Raw genomic sequence first — 26147 nt, 5'->3', positions numbered from 1 at the left:
GACCATGAAGCCCCGCATGAACTTCTACCAGGCCGCACCCGAGACCATCAAAGCGCTGGTCGCGGTCGAAAACCAGATTGCTGCGAGCGGCCTCGAGCAATCGCTGATCGAGTTGGTCAAGACCCGCGCCTCGCAGATCAACGGCTGCGCCTATTGCATCAACATGCACACCGAGGATGCCCGTAAGCACGGCGAGACCGAGCAGCGGCTCTATTTGCTCAACGCCTGGCGCGAATCCCCGCTCTACAGCGAGCGCGAGCGCGCGGCGCTGGCCTGGACCGAAGCGCTGACGCTGGTTGCGGAGACGCATGCGCCCGACGCCGACTATGAGGCGGTGCGCGCCCAGTTCTCGGACAGCGAACTGGTCAACCTGACCACGCTGATCGGCGCGATCAACGCCTGGAACCGGATCGCCATCGGCTTCCGCGCGGTGCATCCGGTGAAGGCGAAGGCGGCGGCGTGAGGACCATACTCTCAGCGGTATATTCCGCTGTCATGCCCCGCTTCATGCGGGGCATCCAGTACGCCGCGACGCCTCGGCTCAAGCACCGCCGTCTCTGGAATACTGGATCGCCGCGGTCGCGCCGGGCGATGACAGCGTAAAGTGCGGCGACGGTCCTAAACCGCCGTCGCGCGGGCGAACTCGACGTAGATCTCGCGCAGGCGGTCGGTGATCGGGCCGACCTTGCCGCCTCCGACCTTCTTGCCGTCGATCGCGACCACGCCCTGCACGAAGACGGAAGCGCTGGTGATGAAGGCTTCCTTGGCGGCGAGCGCTTCCTCGATCGTGAAGGCGCGCTCCTCGATGCGCAGCTGGCGTTCCTCGGCGAGCTTGACCACCGCCTTGCGGGTGCAGCCGGGCAGGATCTCGTTGCCGTTCTGCCGGGTCACGATGACATCGTCCTGGGTGACGATGAAGGACGAGGACGAGCCGCCCTCGGTGACCTTGCCGTCCTCGATCATCCAGGCTTCGCCGGCGCCGGCCGCGGCCGCCGCCTGCTTGGCCAGCACCTGCGCCAGCAGCGCCACGCTCTTGATGTCGCGCCGCTCCCAGCGGATGTCGGGCACCGTGATGACGTTGATGCCGGTCTTGGCCGAGGGCGCGTTGATGATGTCCTTTTCCGAGGTGAACATCACGAGCGTCGGCTTGACGTCGGCCTTCGGGAAGGCGAAGTCGCGGCCCTTGTCGGCGCCGCGGGTGACCTCGAGATAGACCATGCCGTTGACGAGGTCGTTGCGCGCAACCAGCTCCTTCTGGATCTCCTCGATCCGCTCCAGCGTCTCCGGCAGCGCGAGCTGGATCTCGCCGACCGAACGCTTGAGCCGCGCCAGATGCGAGGCGTTGTCGATCAGCTTGCCCTCGAGCACCGCCGCCACCTCGTAGATGCCGTCGGCGAACAGGAATCCGCGGTCGAAGACCGAGACCTTGGCCTCCGAATGCGGCACGAACGAGCCGTTGACGTAAGCGATCTTTTCCACGCGAGTTCTCCTGCGGACGAAGGGGGTTTCAGGCCTTCGTATACGCAAATTGTTAACGGGGGAAAACCCTGTAGCCGTCGTCATTCCGGGGCGATGCGCAGCATCGAACGCGAAATCTCGAGATTCCGGGTTCGCCTCTTCGAGGCGCCCCGGAATGACAGGCGGAGAGACTCCCTCAGCTCAGTGCTGCAAGATCTTCGACAGGAACTTCTGCGCGCGGTCGCTGCGCGGCGTGCCGAAGAAGTCGGCCTTCTTGGCGTCCTCGACGATCTCGCCGCGGTCCATGAAGATGACGCGATCGGCGACCTTGTTGGCAAAGCCCATTTCGTGGGTCACGACCATCATGGTCATGCCCTCGCGGGCGAGGTCGACCATCACGTCGAGCACCTCGCTGATCATCTCCGGATCGAGCGCCGAGGTCGGCTCGTCGAACAGCATGGCGATCGGGTCCATCGCCAGGGCGCGGGCGATCGCGACGCGCTGCTGCTGGCCGCCGGACAGTTCGGCGGGAAACTTCTTCGCGTGATCCTTCAGCCCGACGCGCTCCAGAAGCTTCATGCCCTTTGCGGTGGCGCCCTCAGCCTTACGGCCGAGCACCTTCTCCTGCGCGAGGCGGAGATTGTCGATGATCCGTAAGTGCGGAAACAACTCGAAGTGCTGGAACACCATGCCGACGCGCGAGCGCAGCTTCGGCAGGTCGGTCTTGGGATCGTTGACCTTGACGCCGTCGAGCGTGATGTCGCCGCCCTGGATCGGCTCCAGCGCATTGACGCATTTGATCAGGGTCGACTTGCCCGAGCCGGATGGACCGCAGACCACCACCACCTCGCCCTTGGCGACGCTGGTGGTGCAGTCCTTCAGCACCTGGAAGCTCGGCCCGTACCATTTGTTGACGTGGTTGATCTCGATCATGATGGCTCAGCTTTTTTGTTTAGGCATGACCTTGTCGGAAAACCGGTTCCCACTTTTCCGGGTCATGTCTCAGCGAACGATGGCGATGCGCGCCTGCAGGCGCCGAACGCCGTAGGATGCGACACAGGAAATGACGAAGTAGACCAGCGCGGCGAACAGGTACATTTCGACCAGCCGGCCGTCGCGCTGCGCGACCTTGCTGGCGGCGCCGAGGAAATCCGGGATCGACAGCACGTAGACCAGCGAGGTGTCCTGGAACAGTACGATGGTCTGCGTCAGCAGCACCGGCAGCATGTTGCGGAACGCCTGCGGCAGCACGACGTAGCGCATCGACTGCGCGTAGGTCAGGCCGAGCGCGCTGGCCGCGGCCGGCTGCCCCTTCGAGATCGACTGGATGCCGGCGCGCATGATCTCGGAGAAATACGCCGCCTCGAACGCGATGAAGGTGATCAGCGAGGAGGCGAAGGCGCCGACCGTGATCGGCCGCGACGCGCCGGTCAGCCACTGCCCGATATACGGCACCAGGAAGTAGAACCAGAAGATCACCAGCACCAGCGGCAGCGAGCGGATGAAGTCGACATAGAAGCCCGCGATGCGCCCGAGCACCTTGTAGCTCGACAGCCGCATCAGGGCGATCAGGGTGCCGAACACCAGGCCGCCGAACGCTGCGAGCGCGGTCAAGGTCAGCGTGAAGCGCATGCCCTCCAGGAACAGGTAGGGCAACGAGCGGCGGATGACGTCGAAATCGAAACTGCCGATCATCGTCATTTGCCCGTGATGTAGCCGGGGATCGCGACATAGCGCTCGAGGAAGCGCATCGCGGTCACCACGACGAAATTGAGGAGCAGGTAGAGCACGGTTGCCGCCGTGAACGCCTCGAACACCTGGAACGAGAATTCCTGCATCGAGCGGGCCTGGCCGGTCAGTTCGATCAGGCCGATGGTGATGGCGACCGCGCTGTTCTTGATGGTGTTGAGGAATTCGGAGGTCAGCGGCGGCAGGATGATGCGGAACGCCATCGGCAGCAGCACGTAGCGATAGGTCTGCACCGTGGTGAGGCCGAGCGCGGTCGAGGCCTGCTTCTGCCCGCGCGGCAGCGAGGTGATGCCGGCCTGCAATTGCACGGCGACGCGCGCCGACATGAAGAAGCCGACGCCGATCGCGGCGGTCCAGAACGGCGCATTCGGCAGTTGCTTCAGCCACAGCCCGGCCGACCGCGGCAACAGTTCGGGCAGCACGAAGAACCACAGGAACAGCTGCACCAGCAGCGGCATGTTGCGGAAGAACTCGACCCAGCAGAAGCCGATCCACGACACCGTCCGCGACGGCAGCGTGCGCAGCACGCCGATCACCGAGCCGGACACCAGCGCGATGATCCAGGCCAGCACCGACACCTTGACGGTGACCACCAGCCCCGACAGCAACAGGTCGAGATAGGTGCCGGTCCCCATCGGGTTCGGCTCAAGGAAGATGTGCCAGTTCCAATTATAGTTCACAGGTCCCCCACGCGGCCGTGCCGGTCACGCATAACGCCGGCATCGCGCGCGGCGTCTATGCAAATGTCCGGCCATTCTCCTCCAAAAATGGCCGGACATGCTAACTTTCAGGACCCGCTCCCAAAAGGGGGCGACGGGTCATACGCAGCGGTCAGTTGACCAGATAGGCATCCGGATCCGGAGAGTCCGACGGCTTCGCAAACTGCTTCTTCATCTCCGGTCCAGCAGGCGAGTTGAGATTCAGGCCCTTCGGCGGGATCTTCTGGGTGAACCACTTGTCATAGATCTTCTGGCCCTCGCCGCTGGTGTAGAGCGCGGCGGTTGCGGCGTCGACGACCTTCTTGAACGGCGCGTCGTCCTTGCGCAGCATGATGCCGTAGGGCTCGGGCTTGGAGAACGCGTCCTTGGAGATCACGTAGTCATCCGGCGACTTCGAGCCGGCGACGAGGCTCGCAAGCAGGATGTCGTCCATCACGAAGGCGACCGCGCGATCGGTCTCGACCATCAGGAAGGCCTCGGCATGATCCTTGGCCGGGATGATATTGACGCTCAGCCCGCGCGCGAGGTTGGCCTCGGTGAGCTGCTTGATGTTGGTGGTGCCGGCGGTCGAGACCACCGTCTTGCCCTTCAGATCGTCGATCGAATTGATCTTGCTCGCCTTCTTGGTGACGTAGCGGCTGGCGGTCAGGAAGTGGCTGTTGGTGAAGGAGACCTGCTTCTGGCGCTCGGCATTGTTGGTGGTCGAGCCGCATTCGAGGTCGACGGTGCCGTTGGCCATCAGCGGAATACGCGTCGCCGAGGTCACCGGGTTGAGCTTGACCTCGAGCTTGTCGAGCTTCAGCTCCTTCTTCACGGCATCGACGATCTTGTAGCAGATGTCCATGGCGTAGCCGACCGGCTTCTGGTTGTCGTCGAGATAGGAGAACGGGATCGAGGAATCGCGGTAGCCGAGCGTAATCGCCCCGGTGTCCTTGATGTTCTTCAGCGTTCCGGTCAGTTCGTCGGCTTGCGCCTGGCTCGCGCCGAGCGCGGCGGCGAGCGCGAAGCCGATCAGATAGTTGCGTGTCATACGTCTACTCCTTGCGTGGAAACGGTCGTTCTAGTGCGTGAGAATATCAGCGAGGACGGGTGCGATATAGCGGCGAAACTGCTCCGGATGCTCGCTCATCGGAAAATGACCGAGCTGCTCCATGATCGTGACGCTGGCGCCCCCTATTGCCGCTGCCGTCCGCCTCGTGTCCTCAGGCGTGCAGGAGAAATCATACTCGCCCGTGAGGAGATACAGCTTGCATACTTTAGTATCGATTGACGCGACCCGGCCGCGCAGGTCGCCGTCGACACGGTAGAAATACAGATCGCCCTTGAACACGCCGGGACCGCCCTGCTTGTAGGCCCACAGCGTTTCCATCCGCGCAGGCTCCGGGCTCTGCGGGGCGATCAGCCCGGACACCAGCGCGGCGCAGACTTCGCCGCCGTGAACGTCCGGCCGGTTCAGCCAGTTGGTGTCATACCACGGCGCCTGGAAATCGGCCGCCTCGAGCCCGATCAGCGCCCGGAACTCGGCGGCATGTTCGATCGCAAGGTTGAGCACGATGCGGCCGCCGATCGAGCAGCCCATCACCACAGGCTTCTCCAGCCCCAACGCCCGACAGAAAGCGCGGATGGTCTCGGTGTAGCGCGCAGTGGTGAGTTGGTATTCATCGCCGGTCCAGCTCATCGGCGGATTCGACTTGCCATGCCAGGGCATATCGAAGGCAATGATGCGGAAATTTTCGGCAAATTGCGCGTCCCCGAGCAGATGGCGCCACTGCCGCGCATCCGATCCCGCGGTGTGCAGGCAGACCAGCGGAATGCCCGTGCCGTTCTCCTCGAAATAGATGCGGTGCAGCTCACCGCCGATCTCGACGTGAACGTAGCGGCCGACCATCGGCTCGACGTGGCCGTTCATGATCTTGCCGCTCATGATACGGCCGCCGCGAAATGCTGCCGCGGCAGCGCCAGCAGGTCCTTGAAGTATTGCAGATGCGCCATGAAGGGATGCAGGTCGCCTTCCAGCACCGCCTCGCCGCGCTTGGTCAGCGCCAGTAGATCGTGCCAGCCGGGTTTTGGCTCGGCCTGCCAATAGGCGGACCAGGCCTGCGGCGTCGCGCGATAGGAAAAGCGCCAGGAGCGCATCAGGACCGGCGAAGGCACGAACTCGACAATACGCCCGGCGCGGATCGCGGCATGAAACGGCCGCGCCATCGGGCCGAGCAGGCAATCGCAATCGAGCAGCCGCCCGCGCGCGACCAACCGAGGGGCCTCGTCGAGCAACGCGGGAAGGCCGGCAAACGCCCTCGTCACAGCGTCGTCGGTGGCGTCAGGCGATGGCGTCATCTGTCGGGGAAGCTTCCTGCGGCGGACAACCTATGATGACCGGAAGGGCGCAATCCCGCAAGGCGCCGATGCCTTTGGGTTCCCTTGATTATTCGCTTGACCAAACCCGGCTTGCCGGTCATGCGCGCGCACCCCGCACCCTCCCCGCATGCTGCCGGGAACGGCCAATCCGTCAGACCAAATGCCGATTGAATTCCGCCGCTCGGCAGGTCGCGGCAGACCAATTGTCGCAGCCGGCGCTTCGAGCGCAATTCGCGCTTCCGTTGCCCGCCCCGTTCTGTCCAATGCGCCCTCGGTCCCAGCATGACAGGGACGATCATTGCCAACACCGAACAAGACGCGGCCGCGATCGAACGCGGTCACAAGGGAGAGATCGAGATGTCGCACCGCAATCGCTTGATGGTCCTGCTCGCCGCCGCCGGCATGCTGGTGTCGACAGCGGCACAGGCGCAGGATTATCCGACCAAGCCGATCACGCTGATCGTGCCATGGCCGGCGGGCGGCTCGACCGATATCTCGATGCGGGCGATCGCGGAGAGCGCCTCCAAGGTGCTGGGCCAGCCGATCGCGGTCGACAACAAGGCGGGCGGCGGCGGCACCGTGGGCCCCGCGACGATGGCCGCCGGCGCCAAGCCCGACGGCTACACCATCGCCCAGATCCCGATCACGGTGTTTCGCCTGCCCCTGATGCAGGAGGTGTCGTGGGATCCGGCGAAGGATTTCTCCTACATCATCCACCTCACCGGCTACACTTTCGGCGTCACCACCAACGCGGAGTCGCAGTTCAAGACCTGGCAGGACGTGGTCGATTTCGCCAAGAAGAACCCGGGCAAGGTGACCTATGCGACGCCCGGCACCGGCACCTCGCTGCACATCGGCATGGAGCAGATCGCCCTGATGGCCGGGATCAAGCTGACCCAGGTGCCGTTCAAGGGCGGCGCCGAGACCAATGCCGCCGTGCTCGGCCAGCACACCATGCTGCAGGCGGATTCCACCGGCTGGCGGCCGCTGGTCGATGCCGGCAAGCTCCGCTTGTTGATGGTGTGGACCGGCGCGCGCTCGCCGAACTATCCGGACGTACCGACGCTGAAGGAGCTCGGCTACCCCATGGTGTATGACTCGCCGTTCGGCATCGCCGGCCCCAAGGGCATGGACCCCAAGATCGTCGCCAAGCTGCACGATGCCTTCAAGAAGGCGATCGAGGACCCGGCGGTGATCGCAACGCTGGCCAAATACGACATGGTGCCGAACTACAAGAACACCGAGGACTACAAGAAGTTCGTGGGCGAGGTCACCGAGTCCGAGCGCAAGGTGATCGACACGCTCGGGCTGGCGAAGAAGTAGTGTTCAGTCCGCTACGACGGGACTAACAACGGGATGCGCGAGAACCACCCACTGTGTCGTCCCGGCGAAAGCCGGGACCCATAACCACCGAAGGTTATTGTCACGCAACGCTGGGGCCACAGCTCGTTTCAACAACCTGACCCCCTGGTGATGGGTCCCGGCTTTCGCCGGGACGACGCGTGGGGAGGTGATGGCGCTTCGCCACTTCAGGACGACGGTGACCTAAAGGCACTCCACATGACTGACCAAACCAACGTCAAATTCCGCCTCAACAACTCCGAGCTGTGGGGCGGGCTGATCGGGCTCGGGCTTGGCGCCTTCGTGATCTGGTCGGGCCTCAAGCTGAAGCTCGGCACCATCAACGATCCCGGCTCCGGCTACGTGCTGTTCTACACCGGCATCCTGATGTGCGTGTTCGCGGCCTCGATCATGATCGCGGCGGTCACCGAGGGCGGCCCGACCTTCGCCTCGCGCTGGGAGAATGCGCGCTGGGGCAAGCCGGTGCTGGTCATCGTCTGCCTCACCGCGTTCGCCTTTGCGCTGGAGCCGCTCGGCTTCCTGCTGTCGGCGATCCCGCTGATGCTGTTGCTGCTCCGCGTGATCGATCCGGTGCGCTGGTCGCTGGCGATCCCGCTGTCCATCCTTGCCCCGCTCGGAATGTGGTGGGTGCTGAAGCACCTGCTCGCGATCCAGCTGCCGAGCGGCATGTTCGAGATCGGTTGAGCGCCCATGGATACTCTCGTCAACGTCGCCCACGGCCTCGGCGTCGCGCTGCTGCCGATCAACCTGCTCTACTGCTTCATCGGCGTGTTCATCGGCACGCTGGTCGGCGTGCTGCCCGGCATCGGCCCGATCTCGGCGATGTCGCTGCTGCTGCCGGTGACGCTGTCAGGCACGCCGGAATCCGGCATCATCATGATGGCCGGCATCTATTACGGCTCGATGTATGGCGGATCGACCACCTCGATCCTGGTCAACATCCCCGGCGAAGCCGCTTCCGTCGTCACCTGCATCGACGGCCACCAGATGGCCAAGCAGGGCCGCGCCGGCCCCGCGCTCGGCATCTCCGCCTTCGGCTCGTTCATCGCCGGCACCTTCGCGCTGATCGCGCTGATGCTGGTGGCGCCCTCGCTTGCCAGCGTCGCGATCGCGTTCGGGCCGGCCGAATATTTCAGCCTGATGGTGCTCGGCCTCGTGGTGCTGACCTTCCTCACCCAGGGCTCGATGGCCAAGGCGCTGCTGATGGCCTGCATCGGCGTCGTGCTCGGCCTGGTCGGGCTCGACAGCATCACCGCGCAGCCGCGGCTGACCTTCGGCCGCCTCGAGCTGATCGACGGCATCGGCCTCGTGCCGGTCGTGATGGGCCTGTTCGGCGTCGCCGAGGTGCTGCTCAACACCGAGCAGGCGATCAAGCGCGACATCATCAAGACCAGGATCAACCAATTGCTGCCGAGCAAGGAGGACTGGAAGGCCAGCGCCGGACCGGTGGCGCGCGGCACGGTGCTCGGCTTCTTCCTCGGCATCCTGCCCGGCGGCGGCGCCGTGGTGGCGTCGTTCGCCTCCTACGCGCTGGAGAAGCGGCTCTCGAAGCATCCGGAGCGCTTCGGCCACGGCGCGATCGAGGGCGTCGCGGGGCCGGAATCGGCGAACAATTCCGCGGCCGGCGGCGCCTTCATTCCGCTGATGACGCTCGGCATCCCGCCCAATGTGGTGATGGCGCTGCTGCTCGGCGCCTTCGTGATCCACGGCCTGCAGCCGGGACCGCTGATGATCTCGCAGAATCCGACGCTGTTCTGGGGCATCGTCGCCAGCATGTATATCGGCAACCTGATGCTCTTGGTGCTCAACCTGCCGATGATCGGCATGTGGGTGCAGCTGCTGCGGCTGCCCTACAACGTGCTGTTCCCGCTGATCATCCTGTTCACGATCATCGGCGTCTATTGCTCCAGCAACAACGTGTTCGACGTCCACGTCATGATCGCGTTCGGCGTGATCGGCTATTTCATGCGCAAGCTCGGCTACGAGCCGGCGCCGCTGGTGCTGGCCTTCGTGCTCGGGCCGATGCTGGAGAACAACCTGCGCAAGTCGCTGATCCTCTCCCAGGGCAACCTCATGACCTTCGTGGAGCGACCGATCTCGGCGATCTGCCTCGCCTTCGCGCTGGTGCTGCTGGTCGGCCCGCTGCTGCCCTCACTGCGCAAGAAGCGCGAGCTGGTGGCGCTGGATGAGGGGGCGTAGAACGCATCTGACGATGCGTTCCGACCTCTCCCCGCACGCGGGGCGAGGTGAAGAGCCGATGCTCGCATCCCGACCGCTCAACCCATCTTCGCCGCACGCCCGTTCTTCGGCGCCTGGGCCAGCGCGCGGGCCAGCACCTGGGCTTCCTTCTTCAGCATGTCGGCGAGCTCACCTTCGCGGCGGCGAATGCGGTCGGACGCGGCGCCGATCGAGAGCGCAGCGACCACCTCGCCGGCATCGTCGCGGACCGGCACGCCGACGCCGCCCATGCCGGGGAACGCGGCGTCGATCAGCACGGTGTGGCCGGCCTTGCGCGCCATGGCGATCCGCTCGCGCAGGAACTTCGGCGTGATGCGCGGCGATTTCGCCAGCCGCGGCACGATCACCTCGATCACAGCCTCGATTTCGGCATCCGGCAGCCAGACCAGCAGCGCCAGCGCGCCGGCGCCGACGCCGAGCGGACGGCGGCTGCCGATCTGCAGATAGTTCGGCTGCAGCGGATGGTTGCCGACCGAGCGCGCCAGATAAAGCGCCTCGACGCCGGAGCGCACCGACAGCAGCGCCGTATCGGCCGAGCGCTCCGACAGCCGGAGCAGGCTCGGCTGCGCCAGCTCGGCGATGTCGACCGAACGGCGCGCGCCGACCGCCATCACCCGCGCCTCCTGGCCGAGCTCATAGGTCTTGGCGCCGGCGACGCGACTGACGAAGCCTTCCTCGATCAGCGAGTTGAGAATGCGCAGCGCCGTCGCCTTGTTCAGCGAGGTGGTGTCGGCGATGTCGGTGAGCCGCAGCGGCGAGCGCTGCGCCAGCACGCGCAGGATCGCGCAGACCTTCTGGATCGCGTTGAACTTGTCGGGTTGGCCCGGCTCCGGCAGTGGCCTCTTGCGGCTGGTCCGTGCGGTCGCAGTCGTGGAGGCGTTCATTCCCTGGCCTTCCTTGCCGTCAATTCCAAATCCTGAACCGGGCGCAACGAAGAGACGCGCCCGGCGGACATCATCCTAGGACGGATGACGTGCGCCGGACACCGTATACTTTCGTCAGATGAAACTTTGATTTCGACTATCTACGTTGCTGTGCAACAATAAGCATATCTGAATTTCGCATCACGAAATCTGATGCCATTTGCGCATGATCTTTCGAAAGACCGCTTCGCACTTTTTCGGATCATGCGTTACGCCAGCCGCATCCTGCGGATCGTGAACAGCGCGCAGAGGCTGAGGATGCAGACCGCGGTGAGATAGTAACCCGGCGCGAGCTCGCCGATCAGCGGGAAACCGCCCAGCCAGGTCATGATCGCCGGCCCCATACCGCCGAACAAGGTGACACCGATATTGTAGCTGAGACCGAGCCCGGTCGCACGCGTCGCCGCCGGAAACAGTTCCGACATCAGCGCGGCGAGCGGCCCGTAATACAGCGACTTGAGGACGCCGAGCCAGAGCACGCCGAGCAGGATGATCTCGGGCGTCGGTTTGCCGGTGAGCAAGAGGAAGGCCGGGAAGATCGACACCAGCAGCAGCAGCGCGAACAGGATCATGTGGGTGGTACGTCCGATCTTGTCGGAGACCATGCCTGCGATCGGCGCCAGCAGCGCAACCGCGGTCTGCGCGGCGAACGAGGCAATGAAGCCGACCGATGGCGCGAGGTTGAGCGTCTTCACCACATAGGTCGGCATGTAGACAATCAAATAGTTGACCGCGGTCGACACGGCGAGCGCGCCGATCGCGAGCATCGTGGCGAGCTTCTGCCGCGCGAGCACTTCCCTGACCGGCGATTCCTGCTTCGCGGCCGGCGGAGGCGTCGCATCGTCGACATGGTTGCGGATATAGATGCCGACCGGGCCTATCAGGACGCCGAACAGGAACGGCAGCCGCCAGCCCCAGGACTGTAAATCCTCCGGGCTCATCAGCGAGGTCAGGAGCGCACCGAAGCCCGCGCCCAACAGACCGCTGACGCCCTGGCTCGCGAACTGCCAGCTTGCCACGAAGCCGCGCCGCTCCGGCATGTGCTCGACCAGGAACGCGGTCGAGGAGCCGAACTCGCCGCCGGCGGAAAAGCCCTGCACCAGGCGCGCCAGCAGCACCGCGATCGGCGCCAGGATGCCGATGGTGTGATAGGTCGGCATCAGCGCCAGCACCAGCGTGCCCAGCGTCATCAGCACGATCGACAGCATCAGCGAGGCCTTGCGGCCGTGCCGGTCGGCATAGGCGCCGAGCACGACGCCGCCGATCGGGCGGATCAGAAACGACAGGCCGAAGCTGCCGAAGGTCAACAGCAGCGAGGTGGTCGGATCATTGGCCGGGAAGAACGCCTTGGAGAGATACACCGCGAAATAGGCGTAGACCGAAATATCGTACCATTCGAGCGCATTGCCGACCGAAGTCGCGACGATCAGACGGGTGATGTTTTTCTTGTCGACCGCAGTGGCGTGCTGAGCGGCGGCCGAAGTTGATAATGTCATCAGAATTTCCTTGGCAGCGTCAGCCAACAAACTTTCCACTCGTCATGCCCGGCCTTGTGCCGGGCATCCACGTCTTTGTCTCGTAGCGTCAAGACGTGGATGGCCGGGACAAGCCCGGCCGTGACGGAGTAGCGAGTGAGGCTCAAGACTTCCGCGGGGCCTCGCCGAGGTCCCAGAACAGGCCGGCCATGATGGTCAGCGCCTCCTCGGTCACCGGCAGCAGGATGTGCTCGTCGGGGGCGTGCTGCGAGCAGCCCGGATAGGAATGCGGCACCCAGATCGTCGGCAGGCCGAGGCCTTCGGAGAACACGTCGTTCGGCAGCGAGCCGCCGAAGTTCGGCAGCACCGCCGGCGCCTTGCCGGTGGTGGCGCGGATTGAGTTCGCCGCCCAGTCGATCCACGGGCTGTCCATGTCGGTGCGCGAGGCGGCAAAGCGCTGCGTGCCCGAGACCTCGACCATCGGAAAACCGTTGTTGTGCAGATAGTCCCGCACCGCGTCGATCACCTCGAGATGCCGGGTGCCGACGACGAAGCGGAGCTGCAGCACCGCGTTGGCCTTGCCGGGAATCGCGTTGGCGGGCTTTTCGATATTGCCCGACGACATCGCCAGCACCTCCAGCGTGTTCCACGCATAGAGCCGCTCCGCCGCGGTCAGGCCCTCCTCGCCCCAGTCTTCCGCGAGCGCCGGTTCGTCCGCCGTCGGCTTGACCTCGACGTCGGCGAGCGCGGCGCGGACGCGGTTCGAAATCGGCGGGGGTTTGAGGATCTCGAGCTTCATGCGGCCCTTGCCATCGACCAGGCTCGCGATCGCGCTCGCCAGGATCGTGGCGGGGTTGGCGAGCACGCCGCCCCAATTGCCGGAATGGTTGCCGCCTTCGCGCAGATTGACGTCGAGATGGATGCGGTTGCCGCCGCGGCAGCCGAGGAAGATGGTCGGCCGCTCCGCCGACAGCCGCGGCCCGTCGGAGGCGATGAACAGGTCGGCCTTCAGTTCCTCGCGGTGCGCCTCGCAGACCTCGCGCAGATCGGGCGAGCCGATCTCCTCGCCGGTCTCGATGATGAATTTGGCGTTGAAGCCGAGCCTGCCGCCGCGCGCCTGCTTCACCGCGCGCAGCGCGGCCATGTTGATCGAATGCTGGCCCTTGTTGTCGGCGGTGCCGCGGCCATAGACGCGCTCGCCCTTGACCGTGGTCTGCCAGGGATTGAGCCCGTCGCGCCATTCGCCGACCATGCCGTCGACGACGTCGCCATGGCCGTAGGTCAGCACGGTCGGCCGCGAAGCGTCTTCCTGATAGTCGGCGATCAGATAGGGCCCACGGCCGGTCGGCGACTCGATCAGGTGGGTCTTGAACTCGAGCTCGGCGAAGGCCGGTTGCAGATTCTCCACCAGATAGGCGCGCAGCGCATCGGCCTTGTCGGCATTCAGGCTCTCGGTCTGGTAGCCGACCCTGCGGTCCAGTTCCTTCAAGAACTCTCCCGATTGAAAATGCTCTCGCACCTTTGCGATTGCGTCGGCCCGTGTCGCCATGATTGTTCCTTCGTCCGGTCGCGTCGTGGCATGATCGCACCGGAACGCCATGCTTTGCGTCCCGATCATGCTTCTGGAAGCGCGCAACCTATCGGGATCAGATCGCGACCGGAAGGGCGCGAAATGCGAATGGGCCTTGCCAAAACGTGGGAAGTCGCAACAAGTTGAAGCGGGACGCCCGGCATAGACCGGGCAGCACGGCGCGCAAGGTTTCGACCAAGGTTTTCGACAATGACAAAACAAATCCGGCTCAACGCCTTTGCGATGAACTGCGTGGCGCATCAGTCGCCGGGGCTGTGGACCCATCCGCGCGACCGCACCAAGGACTACAACAAGCTGTCCTACTGGATCGATCTGGCGAAGACGCTGGAGCGCGGCCGGTTCGACGGGCTGTTCCTCGCCGACGTGCTCGGCGTCTACGACGTCTATGCCGGCAATCCGGATGCGGCGCTGCGCAACGCGGCGCAGACCCCGGCCAACGAACCGTTGATGCTGATCCCGGCGATGGCCGCGGTGACCGAAAATCTCGGCTTCGGCGTCACCAGCAATCTCTCCTTCGAGCCGCCCTACCCGTTCGCGCGGCGGATGTCGACGCTCGATCACCTCACCGGCGGCCGGGTCGGCTGGAACGTGGTGACCGGCTATCTCGATTCCGCGGCGCGCGGCGCCGGCAAGGACAAGCAGACCGCGCATGACGACCGCTACGAGCTCGCCGACGAATATATGGAGCTGGTCTACAAGCTCTGGGAAGGCAGCTGGGAGGACGACGCCGCGATCCGCGACGTCGCGCGCGGCATCTTCAGCGATCCGAGCAAGGTGCATGCGGTACACCATGACGGCAGCAACTACCGGCTCAACGCGATCCACCTGTCGGAGCCGTCGCCGCAGCGCACGCCGGTGCTCTACCAGGCCGGCACCTCGCCGCGCGGCCGGCAGTTCGCCGCCGAGCATGCCGAATGCGTATTCATGTCGGGACCGTCGGCGAAGGTGATCGGTCCACGCGTCTCGGCGATCCGCGAGCTCGCCGCCGCGAAGGGCCGCAACGCAGCCGAGATCCTGATGTTCTCGATGATGTGCGTCGTGGTGGCGCCGACCGAGGCGGACGCGAAGGCGAAATACGCCGAGTATCGCCGCCATATCAGCCATGAGGGCGCCCTGGCGCTGATGTCGGGCTGGACCGGCGTCGACTTCTCGACCTATTCGCTCGACCAGGAGGTGCGGCACGTGCAGAACGACGCCGGCCGCTCCGCGATGGACAACGTCACCCGCGCCGATCCCGGCCGGGTCTGGACCGTGCGCGAGGTCGCCGAGCATGTCGGCATCGGCGGCGCCGGCCCGGTCGTGGTCGGCTCGCCCGAGCAGGTCGCCGACAAGATCGAGCAATGGTTCGAGGACACCGACGTCGACGGCCTCAATGTCGCGTTTGCGATCTCGCCCGGCGATTTCGAGGACATCGCCGACATGCTGGTGCCGGAGCTCGTCAAGCGCGGCCGCTACAAGCGGGAATATGCGAAGGGCACCTTGCGCGAGAAGTTGTTCGGCGCAGGGCGTGCGAGGCTCGACGCGACGCACCCGGCAAGCCGTTATCGCGTGAAGCGGAGCGCTGCGGCGGAGTAGACAACGTCATTCCGGGGCGATGCGAAGCATCGAACCCCAATTCGCAATTGCGAATTGTGGAATCTCGAGATTCCGGGTCTGGTCCTTCGGACCATCCCGGAATGACGTCCCAACTAATTCACCGAATTGCTCACCACCACCTCGATCAGCTTCGCGCCCGGACGGCTGAAAGCCGACTTCATCACACCCTTCAGCTCCTGTGGGTCGGTGATCCTGATCGCCTCGAGCCCAAGCGAGCGCGCGACGCCGGTGAAATCGACCGGCGGGTCGATGAAGTCCATGCCGATGTAGTGATCGTCGCCGTGGAACGCGAGCAGGCGCTGCTTGATGATGCGGTAGCCGCCATTGTTGACGATGACGAAGGTCAGCGGCAGCTTGTGGTTGGCCGCGGTCCACAGCGACTGGATCGAATACATCGACGAGCCGTCGCCCGAATAGCACACCACCGGGCGCTGCGGATTGGCGAGGCTGACGCCGACCGCAGCCGGCAGGCCCCAGCCGATGCCGCCGGAGGCCAGCGCGTGATAGCCGTAGCGGTCGCGATGCGCGCGCAGCGCGATGATCTGGCGCGACGAGGTCAGGCCCTCGTCCACCAGGATCGCGTTGTCAGGCATCGCCTCCACGACCTGCAGCGCCAGCCAGTCCGGATCGATCGGCGAGGTCTGGCTCGCCTTCGAGATCTGTTCGACCAGCGCCTTGCGCTTCGCCGCCCAGTTCTTGGTCGACAAGGCCGCGAGTCCCTGCTTGGCACGCGTCTCCAGCGCGCCGCCGCCGGCCTCCTTCAACGCAGGGACCAGCGCGCGCAGCGTTTCCTTGACGTCCGCCTTGACCGCGATCTCGGCGCCATAGTTCCTGGCGAGGTCGCTGTCGACCAGGCCGACCTGCACGATCGAGAGCCCGTCCGGCAGCGGATCGACCTCGCTATAGACCGACATCCGCAGGGGATCACCGCCGAGCGCGATCAACAGATCATGCGGCGCCAGCACGTCGCGCGCGACCTTCTGCAGCCGCGCGATCGCGCCCATGAAACTCGGGCTTTCGGACAGGAAATGCGAACCAAAAGGCGTCGGCGATTGCCAGGCCGGGCAGCCCAGCGTCTCGGCGAGATCGGCCGCCTCGCGCAGTGCGTCGCTCTTGACGATCTCGTCGCCGACGACGACCACCGGTCGCTCCGCTTTCAGGATGCGCGCGGCCAGCGCCTTGAGCGAATCCTCCGATGGCCTCACCCGGGTGTCGATCCGGGTGGAGCGTCCAAGTTCGATGCCGGCTTCGGAATTGAGGATATCGCCGGGCAGCGAGATGAACACCGGCCCGGTCGGCGGCGTAGTCGCGATCTTGGCGGCGCGGCGCACGATGCGCGGCAGGTCTTCGAGCCGCGTCACCTCGACCGCCCATTTCACCAGCGGCGTCGCCATCTGCACCAGCGGACCGTAGAGCACCGGCTCGGTCAGACCATGGCCCTGCTCCTGCTGCCCGGCGGTCAGGATCAGCGGCGTGCCGGTGAAGCTCGCATTGTAGAGCGAGCCCATCGCGTTGCCGAGTCCCGGCGCGACATGGACGTTGCAGGCGACGAGCTTGCCGGAGGCGCGGCTGAAGCCGTCGGCCATCGCGACCACCAGGCTCTCCTGCATCGCCATCACATAGGTGAGATCGGGATGCTCCTTCAGCGCGTGCATGATCGGCAGTTCGGTGGTGCCGGGATTGCCGAACAGATGGGTGACGCCCTCATCCTTCAGCAGCGCCAAAAATGCCGAGCGGCCGGTAATGCGATTCTTCATGTTCCCTCCAGGCCTGTCGGCGCGTTGGCCGACGGGGATCAAGGGAGATGACCAAACTTGCGCAGCCGGAGCAATCGAGCGGGCGGTCATGGCCGCATTCCGCAGGCGCGCGCCTGAGGCAAAACGCTCGCTAGAACATCCCCTCGCGCTCGCTGCGCTTCTTCTTTTTCGAGCGCTGCCAGACCACGCCGGGATAGCCCTTCAGTGGCACCAGAGGCTCGCCGGTGTAGGCCCATTACTGCAGTTCCTCGATCGCGATGTGATAGAGCGGCTGCCGGCCGGTGCGCCCCGAGAACAGCGCGCGCGGGATGTTGACCATGTGCGGCGACCGCGCGCGTTCGTAGATGATCGGCGTGCCGCAATTGGCGCAGAAGCTGCGCGCGGTCTTGCTTTCCGCGTCCTCGTAACGCGACAGCTCGCTCTCGCCCTGCGTGATGCGGAAGCGCTTCTTCCAGCTGCCGACATAGGTCGCGTAAACCGCGCCATGAGCGCGGCGGCTGGCGGCCGTGTGATCATGCCAGGCCCAGCGCGCCGGCACGTCGATCTCGAACCGCACCTTGCCGCACAGGCATTGGCCGGCCGCGGGCTTCGCCAGCGCCACCGGCTTTGGCTTCTTGGTCGGCTCGAACTCGTCGTCCGGAAACATCGCGGCCTCCCGGTTTTGCTGGCCGAGCTATCGTAGCCCGGATGCAGCGTAGCGAAATCCGGGGATGCTTGATCCGCTGATGCAAGGCCCCGGATTTCGCTGCGCTCCATCCGGGCTACGAAGAGTTAAGCCTGCGCCAGCTCGTCGTGCACCGGATAATCCGTGTAGCCCTTCTCCTCGCCGGCATAGAAGGTGGCGCGGTTGTACTTGGTCAGCGGATAGCCGCCGCTGCAGGCGGCGCGGCAGATCCGGGTTGGAGATGAAGTAGCGGCCGAACGCGATCGCATCGGCATGACCTTCGGCGACCGCGCTCTGTGCGGTTTCGCTGACGAAATTGCCGGCGGTGATCAGCACGCCGCTCCATATCGGGCGGTACAGCACCATCGCGGACGGCACGTTCTGCCAGTCGACCTCGGCGCGGCCGGTGCCCGAGGCGCGCGGCTCGATGAAATGCAGATAAGCAAGCCCGAGCTTGTCCAGCGCCGTGATGGCGTGGCTGTAGAGCGGCATCGGGTCGGCCTCGCCACTGCCATTGGCGATGCCATAGGGCGAGAGCCGCACGCCGACACGGCTCGCACCCCACACCTCGGTCACCGCCTGCGTCACCTCCATCAGGAAGCGGACGCGATTCTCGATCGAGCCGCCATACCGGTCGGTGCGCAGGTTGCTGCGCGACTGCAGGAACTGCTCGATCAGATAGCCATTGGCGCCGTGAACCTCGACGCCGTCGAAGCCGGCGGCGAGCGCGTTCTTTGCGCCCTGCCGGTAGGCCTCGACCATCAGGGCGACCTCGTCGGTCTCGAGCGCGCGCGGCGTCTCGTAGTCGACCACCTTGCCGTCCGCCGTCATGCACTTGAACTCGGACGGGATCGCGACCGCCGACGGCGCCACCGGCAGCGCGCCGCCCGGCTGGAACGAGGAATGCGAGACGCGGCCGACGTGCCAGAGCTGCAGGAAGATCAAGCCGCCCCTGGCGTGCACGGCATCCACCACCTCGCGCCAGCCCGCGATCTGCGCCTCGCTATAGATGCCGGGAACACCGGGATTGCCGAAGCCGGTGGCAACCACCGGCGAGGCCTCCGCGATCAGCAGGCCGCCGGGCGTGGCGCGCTGCGCGTAATATTCCGCGTTCATCGGCCGCGGCACGAGGCTCGGCCGCGCCGCCCGCATCCGCGTCAGCGGCGCCATCACGACGCGATGTTCGAGCTGGTAGGGACCGATCTTGAGCGGAGAAAACAGCGACGGAGGATTCATGCCTGCCCCAAATATTCTTATGTGGTTTCCGTTATAGTCTGGGCATGATCCGCCCGGAAAACCGGTGTCCACTTTTCCGGATCATGCCCGTTATCTAACGGGTTCATCTTGTTCATGAAAGCGGGTAGTGGCAATCTGTTGCCACGAGAACAGGTCTCCCATGTCGAAATCGAGCGCCTCATCGCTCCCCTCCCTCAGCGTCCGCATCGACCTCGATGCCGAGGACCGGATCGGGCCGGGCAAGATCCTGCTGCTTGAGCGGATCAAGGAATGCGGCTCGATCTCCGCCGCCGGCCGCGCAATGGACATGAGCTACAAGCGCGCCTGGGACCTGGTCGACGAGATCAACCGCATCTGCCGCCAGGCGGCGGTGGAACGGCAGACCGGCGGCAAGAATGGCGGCGGCGCGGTGCTGACCCCGTTCGGCCTCTCCCTGGTGGCGCGCTACCGCAAGATCGAGCGCGACGCGGCAAGCGCGGTGCGCAAGGATCTCGAGGCGCTGCGCAGCGACATCGGCAAGCCGAAGAAGGCCGCCGGGCGGTAAACGCAGGAACCGGCGGCTGTCGCAGGGGCGCGTCGCAAAAATATCGAAAACAACCCCATGCAAAGGAGCCGGCGGCGCCCCGGCGCTCGACAAGGCAACTTGACGCGTCGGGCAAATCAGGGATATTCTTCTAATATTCCGAAATCATGCGAGCGTTGGGGTGAGGGCTTCGTTCCGCGAGCACGTCGAGCGTTGAGATTTGTACCCCCTCACCCGGATTGCATCTGGCGATGCAACATAGCCGAAGCTCCGCTTCGGCGTTCTTGAGGACGGCCGCCATAGGCGGCCTATACCTCTCCCCGCAGGCGGGGAGAGGTAAGCAAGATGCGGTCGAACCGAACGATCTAGCCGGTCTTGATCCAGACCGCCTTGACGTTGAGATATTCCTCGACGTGCTGCTTGCCGGACTCGCGGCCGTAGCCGCTCATCTTGTAGCCGCCGAACGGCACCGCTGGATCCATCGCCTGGTAGCAATTGACCCAGACCGAGCCGGCGCGCAGCGCCTTCGCGACCTGGTGCGCCTTGCTGACATTGGTGGTCCAGACGCCCGAGCCGAGGCCGAAGGTGGTGGCGTTGGCGCGCTTGATCAGCTCGTCCGGATCCTTGAACGAGATCGCCGAGATCACCGGCCCGAAGATCTCCTCCTGCGCGATGCGCATGTTGTCCTGCACATTGGCGAACACGGTCGGCTGCACGAAATAGCCCTTCGACAGCGCACCCTCGGTGAGGCGGCCGCCGCCGGCCAGCGCCTTGGCGCCCTCCTTCTGGCCGATGTCGAGATAGCCCGACACCCGGTCCATCTGCTGCTGCGACACCAGCGGACCAATCTGGGTGTTGGGATCGAGGCCGTTGCCGACCTGCAGCTTCTGGCCGAACTCGGCGACGCGGCCGACGAATTCGTCATAGACCTTCTGCTCGACGAACAGTCGGGTGCCGGCGCTGCAGATCTGGCCGGAATTGGCGAACACCGCCATCGCCGCGCCCGGCACCGCGGCGTCGAGATCGGCGTCGGCGAACACGATGTCCGGCGACTTGCCGCCGAGCTCGAGCGAGACGCGCTTGAGGTTGCCGGCCGACGCACGGATAATCGACTGGCCGGTGACATGCGAGCCGGTGAAGGCGACCTTGTCGACATCGGGATGCGAGGCGAGCGCGGCGCCCGCGGTCTCGCCATAGCCCGGCACGACGTTGACGACGCCGGGCGGGATGCCGGCCTCCATGCAGAGTTCGCCGATGCGCAGCGAGGTCAGCGGCGATTCCTCGGCCGGCTTCAGCACCACGGTGCAGCCGGTCGCGATCGCCGGGCCGATCTTCCAGATCGAGGCGGTCAGCGGCCCATTCCAGGGGATGATCGCGCCGACCACGCCGATCGGCTCCTTCAGCGTGTAGGAGAATATCTCGCCGGGCAGCGAGTTCTCGATGGTCTCGCCGTGGATTGCGGTCGCCTGTCCCGCATAGTAGCGCAGCATGCCGAGCGCGCGCAGGCGGTTGCCGCGGGTCCGGCTGATCGGTGCGCCCATGTCGAGCGTGTCGAGCTGGGACAGTTCCTCGAAATTGGCTTCGACGAGCTCGGCAAGCTTGAGCAGCATGTTCTGCCGCTCGAACGGCTTCACCTTGCTCCAGGGACCTTCGAACGCGCGGCGCGCCGCCGCGACCGCGCGGTTGATGTCCTCGGCATCGCCCTCGGCGACGGACGCGAGCAGCTCGCCGGTCGCGGGATTATGTGTCTCGAATTTCTTGCCGGAGGCGGCGTCGACCCATTTGCCGTCGATCAGCATCTTCTTGTAGGAGCCATCGGCATAAGGATGGCGCGTGATCGGAATAGCCTGCGAAACAGCCATGTTTGCACTCCCTGTAAAATGTCGGCTGAGGTCTTTTGGAAGCGTTATATCCCGAATTCTACAGCGCAGGCGCGAAACCGTAAAGCCGAGCCGGCGTTGTCGAGGGCGGCGCGTACGAAAACCTGTCATGCGCCTGCGTGCGTGGTGCGGATCGTCGCGGCACGTTCCATGGCTTCATGGTTCGAGACGCGCGGCATTGCCGCGCTCCTCACCATGAGGTCTGCTATAAGGCCTCATCCTGAGGAGCCGCGAAGCGGTGTCTCGAAGGATGAAGCCCGACCCTAAGATATACTTGCCCTCTCGCTTGTCCGGAGACCGCAGATGCCCCACCCCGTGATATCAGCCAATCATGTTGCCGTGATCACCGGCGGCGCCTCCGGCATCGGACTTGCCGCCGCAGTGCGGTTCGCCGAGGCTGGCATGAAGGTCTGCATCGCCGACCTCGGCGACGACCGGCTGAAGGATGCTGCGACAAAACTGTCATCTGCGGCGCCGGGTGGCGCGGCTGATATCATGACGGCAGCGGTCGATGTCAGCCGCGCCGACGCGGTCGCAAGCCTGGAGGCCGCGGTCGCGAAAAAGTTCGGCGGCACCGACATCCTGATGAACAATGCCGGCATCCAGCCCGGCAGCGCGATGTTCGGGCCCGCGGACAATTGGCAGCGCATCCTTGGCGTCAATTTGTGGGGCGTGATCAACGGCACGCAGACGTTTGCGCCCAACATGATCAAGCGCGGCCGGCCGGGGCTGATCATCAACACCGGCTCCAAGCAGGGCATCACCACGCCGCCGGGCGATCCCGCCTACAATGTTTCCAAGGCCGGCGTGAAGGCATTCACCGAGGCGCTGCAGCACGAGCTGCGCAACACCGACGGCTGCAAGATATCGGCGCATCTCTTGATCCCGGGTTTTGTCTTCACCGGGCTGACCGCCCGCGGCCGCACCGAGAAGCCGGCCGGCGCCTGGACAGCTGAGCAGACCGTCGACTTCATGATCGAACGCCTCGAAGCCGGCGACTTCTACATCCTCTGCCCCGACAACGACGTGCCGCGCGTACTCGACGAGCGCCGCATCCTGTGGGCCGCCGGCGACATCGTCGAGAACCGCCCGCCGCTGTCGCGCTGGCATCCGGATTACGGCGACGCGTTCGCCGCGTTCGTGAAGGGGAAGTGAACCGGGGGGAATCATAGGATGGGTCGAGCGAAGCGAAACCCATCACCTCTCCCGCGGTCCGCTATTTGATGGGTATCGCTTCGCTCCCCCCATCCTACAAGCTCCTAGTTCGCGCGCACCTGCACCCTTGTCACCGGCTGCGCGACCAGCGCCTCGCCGAGCTCGCTCTGCTGGGCGCGCGGAATCGAGAAGCAGACGCTGAAGCCGTCCGTGGTCTTGAGCGTCACCATGCCCTGCGCCGGATCGGTCGACTGTTCGATCACCCAGGAATCCAGCGGATAGGCGTAGCGCAAGGTCTGGTCGCCGAAGCGGGTCTGCAGCGCCTTGCTGATCAGCCCGGGCAAGGTCATGACCAGCGCGCCGACCTGGTTGATCGACAGGCGGATGGTTGCGGGCTCGCCCTTGCCGTCCACGAAGCCAAGCGAAATGGCGCAGCCATCGGACGCGACTTCGCAGGTGGTGAGCTCCTGGGTTTCGATCTGCATGCCGGCACTCCGGATCATCGTTATATTCCATTTAATATATCGCCAAGACGACCAGCGTCCAGCCCTTAAAAGTATAGCCGCGGCAGCCATCGGCAGAGGCGCGCGCGGCATTAGAATCTATTGAAGCCCGCGGTGCCCCGATTGACGCCGGGCGGGCGACCGCGAATAAATCGGCACGAAGCTCAGGCTGATTTTTCTTCACGATTTTCCAGAGAATTCATTCGGTTCGGCAGTACCGCGCGCGTGCCCTGAATGGCCGTGGCGTCGAACCCGCATTCGTGATATACGCACGAATATAGCGAGGTCCGCGAAGGGCCCGTTTGACCAGGGAGAGCAAGGCCAATGAGTGATTACAAGCTTCTCATCGACGGCAAGATGGTACCCGGCGACCAGACCATGCCGGTGCTCAATCCGGCGACCGAAGAGGTGGTGGCGCAATGCCCGCGCGCCTCCAGGGAACAGCTCGACAAGGCTGTCGCCGCCGCGAAGGCCGCCTACCCGGCCTGGGCCGCCACGCCGATGGAGGAGCGCCGCAAGCTGATTATCAAGATGGCCGAGGTGATCGAGGCCAACGCCAACGAGCTCGCGCATATCCTGACCAGCGAACAGGGCAAGCCGCTCGCCGATGCCACCGGCGAGGTGATGGGCATGGCCGGCTTCTTCCGCTATCTCGGCTCGCTCGAACTGCCGATGCGCGTGATCGAGAATTCCGGCGACCGCAAGGTCGAGGCCTATCGCCGTCCGCTCGGCGTGGTCGGCGCGATCATTCCCTGGAACTATCCGCTGCTGATCCTGGCGTTCAAGCTGCCGTCGGCGCTGCTCGCCGGCAACACGCTGGTGGTGAAGCCTGCGCCGACCACGCCGCTCGCCTCGCTGCGCTTTGCCGAACTGGTCAAGGACATCCTGCCGAAGGGCGTGCTCAACTTCATCGCCGATGCCAACGATCTCGGCGACCACATGACCAAGCATCCCGACATCCGCAAGATCTCCTTCACCGGCTCCTCGGCCACCGGCCAGAAGGTAATGGCGAGCGCATCGCAGACCCTGAAGCGGATCACGCTCGAGCTCGGCGGCAACGACGCCGGCATCGTGCTCGACGACGTCGATCCGAAGAAGGTCGCGCCCGGCATCTTCGAGGGCGCGTTCCAGAACTCCGGCCAGGTCTGCCTCGCCATCAAGCGGCTCTATGTGCACGAGTCGGTCTATGACGAAATCTGCAACGAGCTGGTCGCGATCGCGAAGAACACCGTGGTCGATGACGGCTCCAAGCAGGGCACCAAGCTCGGCCCGCTGCAGAACAAGATGCAGTACGAGAAAGTCAAGGCGTTCCTCGACGACGCCCGCAAGAACGGCAATGTGATCGCCGGCGGCGCCGCGATGGACCGCCCCGGCTATTTCATCGAGCCGACCATCGTGCGCGACATCAAGGAAGGCTCCAAGCTGGTCGACGAGGAGCAGTTCGGTCCGGTGCTGCCTGTCATCAAGTACTCCGACAAGGACGACGTGATCCGCCGCGCCAATGCCACCACCTACGGCCTCGGCGCGTCGGTCTGGTCGTCCGACATCCAGCGCGCGCACGAGATCGCGACCCGGATCGAGGCCGGCACGGTGTGGATCAACAAGCACCTCGACATGGCCCCGAACATCCCGTTCGGCGGCGCCAAGCAGTCGGGCATCGGCACCGAATTCGCCGAGGAAGGCCTCGCCGAGTTCACCCAGCTGCAGATCATCAACGGCCCACCGGCCGCCTGACCCATCAACATGCGGCCGCGACGCCTCGGTGCCGCGGCCGCCCCTCCCCTCCATAACGAACAGAGCCCATCATGTTCGACGCCCAATGCGACCTTGCCGCCCTGGTCTATGACGCCGATAACGATCCCGATGCCATCCTGCGCGACTTCGCTGCCGATCTGAGAGCACACGGCGCGCGCGTGGTCGGCATGGTGCAATCAGGCCAATGCGCGGATTCCAGCCTGTCGGCTGTGCTGGTGCATAGCGGCGAGACGCTGCTGCTGGCGCAGCCGTCGAGCCCGGATACCACGAGCGCTGGCGCGACCGGCTGCAAGCTCGATCTGTCGCGGCTGCAGGCCGCCGGCGTCCGCGTCGCCGATGCGCTCGCTGAAGGCGCCGATCTTGTGGTCATCAACCGCTTCGGCAAGCGGGAGCACGACGGCAAGGGCCTCGGCTTCCTGATCGAGCGCGCACTCGGCGCCGACATTCCGGTCGTGATCGCGGTGTCGCGCGCGAGCTTTGCGGACTGGATCAAGTTCGCCGGCGGGATGAGCGTGAAGCTCGCCTGCGACCGGCACGCGCTCGATGCCTGGTGGCACAGCGTCTCGCTGTGGACCGCGGCCAGGATCGCGCCGGATCACGTCACGGTCTGCGAAGTATTCAAGTAGACCTGCTTCGCAGGATGGGTGGAGCGCAGCGATACCCATCATCCCGCCGCACCGATGCATTGACGGGTATCGCTTCGCTCCACCCATCCTACGCGACTGCTGACTGTCACCGTGAGTATTGTAGCGAGCGGCCTCCGCACGCCGTCGTCCTGGCGAAGGCCAGGACCCATAACCACCGAATTCGATTGAGAGTGCGATAGTGGCCCCAGCATCGCACAACAACAAGCGGTTGGGGTAATGGGTCCTGGCTTTCGCCAGGACGACGCTGAATACATTCACATTCTCTCAGGATGACGGGAGCGCGGCCCCGCTCACAGCGTCTCCTGCTTGTGGTCACAGTTCTTGCAGGTGAACTTGACGCGGGACTGGCCCTTTTCCGCCTGCACCCGGTTCGGCGCACCGCATTTGCCGCAAACGGCCTCGATCCGGGTCGTGCCCTGCTTGACGACCAAGTTCCGCTTTTCCATGGTCTCGCGGATGAGGCGTTCGGCCTCCTCGCGCAGCGATTGCTTCGACATCATCTCCACCGGTCGTTGGTTAGCGGGCGGCGTCATAGCACGACCGCGTGAAGTTTTGACA

Annotated in this window: 23 protein-coding genes and 2 pseudogenes; 9 read left to right on the top strand and 16 right to left on the bottom strand. The window is 65.0% G+C overall.

From position 1 onward, the window contains the following. Positions 1–4: 4 nt before the first annotated feature. The gene (locus ACVWY5_RS03420; protein WP_028332972.1) at positions 5–463 is read left to right on the top strand and encodes a carboxymuconolactone decarboxylase family protein; all 459 of its coding nucleotides are present in this window, start codon (positions 5–7) and stop codon (positions 461–463) included. Between the two features lie 155 nt (positions 464–618). Here ACVWY5_RS03420 and ACVWY5_RS03415 read toward each other — a convergent pair whose 3' ends face one another. The 7 genes from ACVWY5_RS03415 to ACVWY5_RS03385 form a co-directional block, all read right to left on the bottom strand. Beyond that, positions 619–1479: a D-amino-acid transaminase gene (locus ACVWY5_RS03415; RefSeq protein ID WP_028332971.1), complete on the bottom strand. Its 861-nt coding sequence runs from the start codon at positions 1477–1479 to the stop codon at positions 619–621. A gap of 180 nt (positions 1480–1659) precedes the next feature. After that, positions 1660–2391 carry an amino acid ABC transporter ATP-binding protein gene (locus ACVWY5_RS03410; RefSeq protein WP_028332970.1) on the bottom strand — a complete coding sequence of 244 codons (732 nt, stop codon included), beginning with the start codon at positions 2389–2391 and terminating at the stop codon, positions 1660–1662. A 69-nt stretch (positions 2392–2460) separates the two neighbouring features. Then, on the bottom strand, positions 2461–3153 hold the full coding sequence (locus ACVWY5_RS03405; RefSeq protein WP_026192237.1) for an amino acid ABC transporter permease: 693 nt from the start codon (positions 3151–3153) through the stop codon (positions 2461–2463). A 2-nt stretch (positions 3154–3155) separates the two neighbouring features. Then, positions 3156–3887: an amino acid ABC transporter permease gene (locus ACVWY5_RS03400; protein WP_028332969.1), complete on the bottom strand. Its 732-nt coding sequence runs from the start codon at positions 3885–3887 to the stop codon at positions 3156–3158. A gap of 151 nt (positions 3888–4038) precedes the next feature. After that, on the bottom strand, positions 4039–4956 hold the full coding sequence (locus ACVWY5_RS03395) for an amino acid ABC transporter substrate-binding protein (RefSeq protein WP_028332968.1): 918 nt from the start codon (positions 4954–4956) through the stop codon (positions 4039–4041). Between the two features lie 30 nt (positions 4957–4986). Further along, complete coding sequence (locus tag ACVWY5_RS03390) at positions 4987–5850, bottom strand: alpha/beta hydrolase (RefSeq protein WP_321176637.1); 864 nt, start codon at positions 5848–5850, stop codon at positions 4987–4989. Next, positions 5847–6263: a hypothetical protein gene (locus ACVWY5_RS03385; RefSeq protein ID WP_028332966.1), complete on the bottom strand. Its 417-nt coding sequence runs from the start codon at positions 6261–6263 to the stop codon at positions 5847–5849. The genes ACVWY5_RS03390 and ACVWY5_RS03385 overlap by 4 nt, the downstream gene beginning before the upstream one ends. A 378-nt stretch (positions 6264–6641) precedes the next feature. Between ACVWY5_RS03385 and ACVWY5_RS03380 the strand changes: the two genes are divergently transcribed. The 3 genes from ACVWY5_RS03380 to ACVWY5_RS03370 all read left to right on the top strand — a co-directional run bounded on the left by ACVWY5_RS03380 (position 6642) and on the right by ACVWY5_RS03370 (position 9845). Next, positions 6642–7607, top strand: a complete 966-nt coding sequence (locus ACVWY5_RS03380) for a Bug family tripartite tricarboxylate transporter substrate binding protein (RefSeq protein ID WP_028332965.1) — start codon at positions 6642–6644, stop codon at positions 7605–7607. A gap of 237 nt (positions 7608–7844) precedes the next feature. Further along, complete coding sequence (locus ACVWY5_RS03375; RefSeq protein WP_028332964.1) at positions 7845–8330, top strand: tripartite tricarboxylate transporter TctB family protein; 486 nt, start codon at positions 7845–7847, stop codon at positions 8328–8330. Between the two features lie 6 nt (positions 8331–8336). Beyond that, on the top strand, positions 8337–9845 hold the full coding sequence (locus ACVWY5_RS03370) for a tripartite tricarboxylate transporter permease (protein WP_028332963.1): 1509 nt from the start codon (positions 8337–8339) through the stop codon (positions 9843–9845). A 77-nt stretch (positions 9846–9922) separates the two neighbouring features. Here the strand turns inward: ACVWY5_RS03370 and ACVWY5_RS03365 are convergent, their stop codons facing one another. From ACVWY5_RS03365 to ACVWY5_RS03355, 3 genes are all read right to left on the bottom strand, one after another. Beyond that, positions 9923–10768 carry an IclR family transcriptional regulator gene (locus tag ACVWY5_RS03365; protein WP_051376052.1) on the bottom strand — a complete coding sequence of 282 codons (846 nt, stop codon included), beginning with the start codon at positions 10766–10768 and terminating at the stop codon, positions 9923–9925. Between the two features lie 248 nt (positions 10769–11016). Beyond that, entirely contained in the window at positions 11017–12303 is a 1287-nt protein-coding gene (locus ACVWY5_RS03360) for an MFS transporter (RefSeq protein ID WP_028332961.1), read from the bottom strand. Between the two features lie 142 nt (positions 12304–12445). Further along, complete coding sequence (locus ACVWY5_RS03355) at positions 12446–13831, bottom strand: M20 family metallopeptidase (protein WP_038377314.1); 1386 nt, start codon at positions 13829–13831, stop codon at positions 12446–12448. Between the two features lie 231 nt (positions 13832–14062). Here ACVWY5_RS03355 and ACVWY5_RS03350 point away from each other — a divergent pair, with 231 nt between their 5' ends. After that, the gene (locus tag ACVWY5_RS03350) at positions 14063–15448 is read left to right on the top strand and encodes an LLM class flavin-dependent oxidoreductase (RefSeq protein WP_028332959.1); all 1386 of its coding nucleotides are present in this window, start codon (positions 14063–14065) and stop codon (positions 15446–15448) included. Positions 15449–15561: 113 nt separating this feature from the next. Here the strand turns inward: ACVWY5_RS03350 and ACVWY5_RS03345 are convergent, their stop codons facing one another. The 3 genes and pseudogenes from ACVWY5_RS03345 to ACVWY5_RS03335 all read right to left on the bottom strand — a co-directional run bounded on the left by ACVWY5_RS03345 (position 15562) and on the right by ACVWY5_RS03335 (position 19126). Next, positions 15562–17226: a thiamine pyrophosphate-binding protein gene (locus ACVWY5_RS03345; protein ID WP_028332958.1), complete on the bottom strand. Its 1665-nt coding sequence runs from the start codon at positions 17224–17226 to the stop codon at positions 15562–15564. A 130-nt stretch (positions 17227–17356) separates the two neighbouring features. Further along, positions 17357–17872: pseudogene (locus tag ACVWY5_RS03340) on the bottom strand (GFA family protein). A 125-nt stretch (positions 17873–17997) separates the two neighbouring features. Next, positions 17998–19126 (bottom strand): annotated as a pseudogene (locus ACVWY5_RS03335) (alkene reductase). Between the two features lie 160 nt (positions 19127–19286). On the opposite strand from ACVWY5_RS03335, the gene ACVWY5_RS03330 reads away from it, so the two are divergent. Next, the gene (locus ACVWY5_RS03330) at positions 19287–19670 is read left to right on the top strand and encodes a winged helix-turn-helix domain-containing protein (protein WP_016846469.1); all 384 of its coding nucleotides are present in this window, start codon (positions 19287–19289) and stop codon (positions 19668–19670) included. A gap of 344 nt (positions 19671–20014) precedes the next feature. Here ACVWY5_RS03330 and ACVWY5_RS03325 read toward each other — a convergent pair whose 3' ends face one another. After that, positions 20015–21511, bottom strand: a complete 1497-nt coding sequence (locus tag ACVWY5_RS03325) for an aldehyde dehydrogenase family protein (RefSeq protein WP_028332956.1) — start codon at positions 21509–21511, stop codon at positions 20015–20017. 321 nt (positions 21512–21832) lie between these two features. Here ACVWY5_RS03325 and ACVWY5_RS03320 point away from each other — a divergent pair, with 321 nt between their 5' ends. Then, positions 21833–22684, top strand: coding sequence for an SDR family NAD(P)-dependent oxidoreductase (locus ACVWY5_RS03320; RefSeq protein ID WP_028332955.1), 852 nt, complete (start codon positions 21833–21835; stop codon positions 22682–22684). Between the two features lie 104 nt (positions 22685–22788). Here the strand turns inward: ACVWY5_RS03320 and ACVWY5_RS03315 are convergent, their stop codons facing one another. After that, positions 22789–23169 carry a hypothetical protein gene (locus ACVWY5_RS03315; RefSeq protein WP_028332954.1) on the bottom strand — a complete coding sequence of 127 codons (381 nt, stop codon included), beginning with the start codon at positions 23167–23169 and terminating at the stop codon, positions 22789–22791. A gap of 342 nt (positions 23170–23511) precedes the next feature. Between ACVWY5_RS03315 and ACVWY5_RS03310 the strand changes: the two genes are divergently transcribed. Both ACVWY5_RS03310 and ACVWY5_RS03305 read left to right on the top strand, forming a co-directional pair. Continuing rightward, positions 23512–24921 carry an aldehyde dehydrogenase family protein gene (locus ACVWY5_RS03310; protein WP_028332953.1) on the top strand — a complete coding sequence of 470 codons (1410 nt, stop codon included), beginning with the start codon at positions 23512–23514 and terminating at the stop codon, positions 24919–24921. Positions 24922–24992: 71 nt separating this feature from the next. Then, on the top strand, positions 24993–25568 hold the full coding sequence (locus ACVWY5_RS03305) for a DUF2478 domain-containing protein (RefSeq protein WP_028332952.1): 576 nt from the start codon (positions 24993–24995) through the stop codon (positions 25566–25568). 311 nt (positions 25569–25879) lie between these two features. Here the strand turns inward: ACVWY5_RS03305 and ACVWY5_RS03300 are convergent, their stop codons facing one another. After that, positions 25880–26086 carry a hypothetical protein gene (locus tag ACVWY5_RS03300; protein WP_028332951.1) on the bottom strand — a complete coding sequence of 69 codons (207 nt, stop codon included), beginning with the start codon at positions 26084–26086 and terminating at the stop codon, positions 25880–25882. Between the last annotated feature and the right edge of the window lie 61 nt (positions 26087–26147).

The sequence above is a fragment of the Bradyrhizobium sp. USDA 3256 genome, from assembly GCF_054058275.1.
This window is presented reverse-complemented; position numbering and strand designations above follow the sequence as displayed.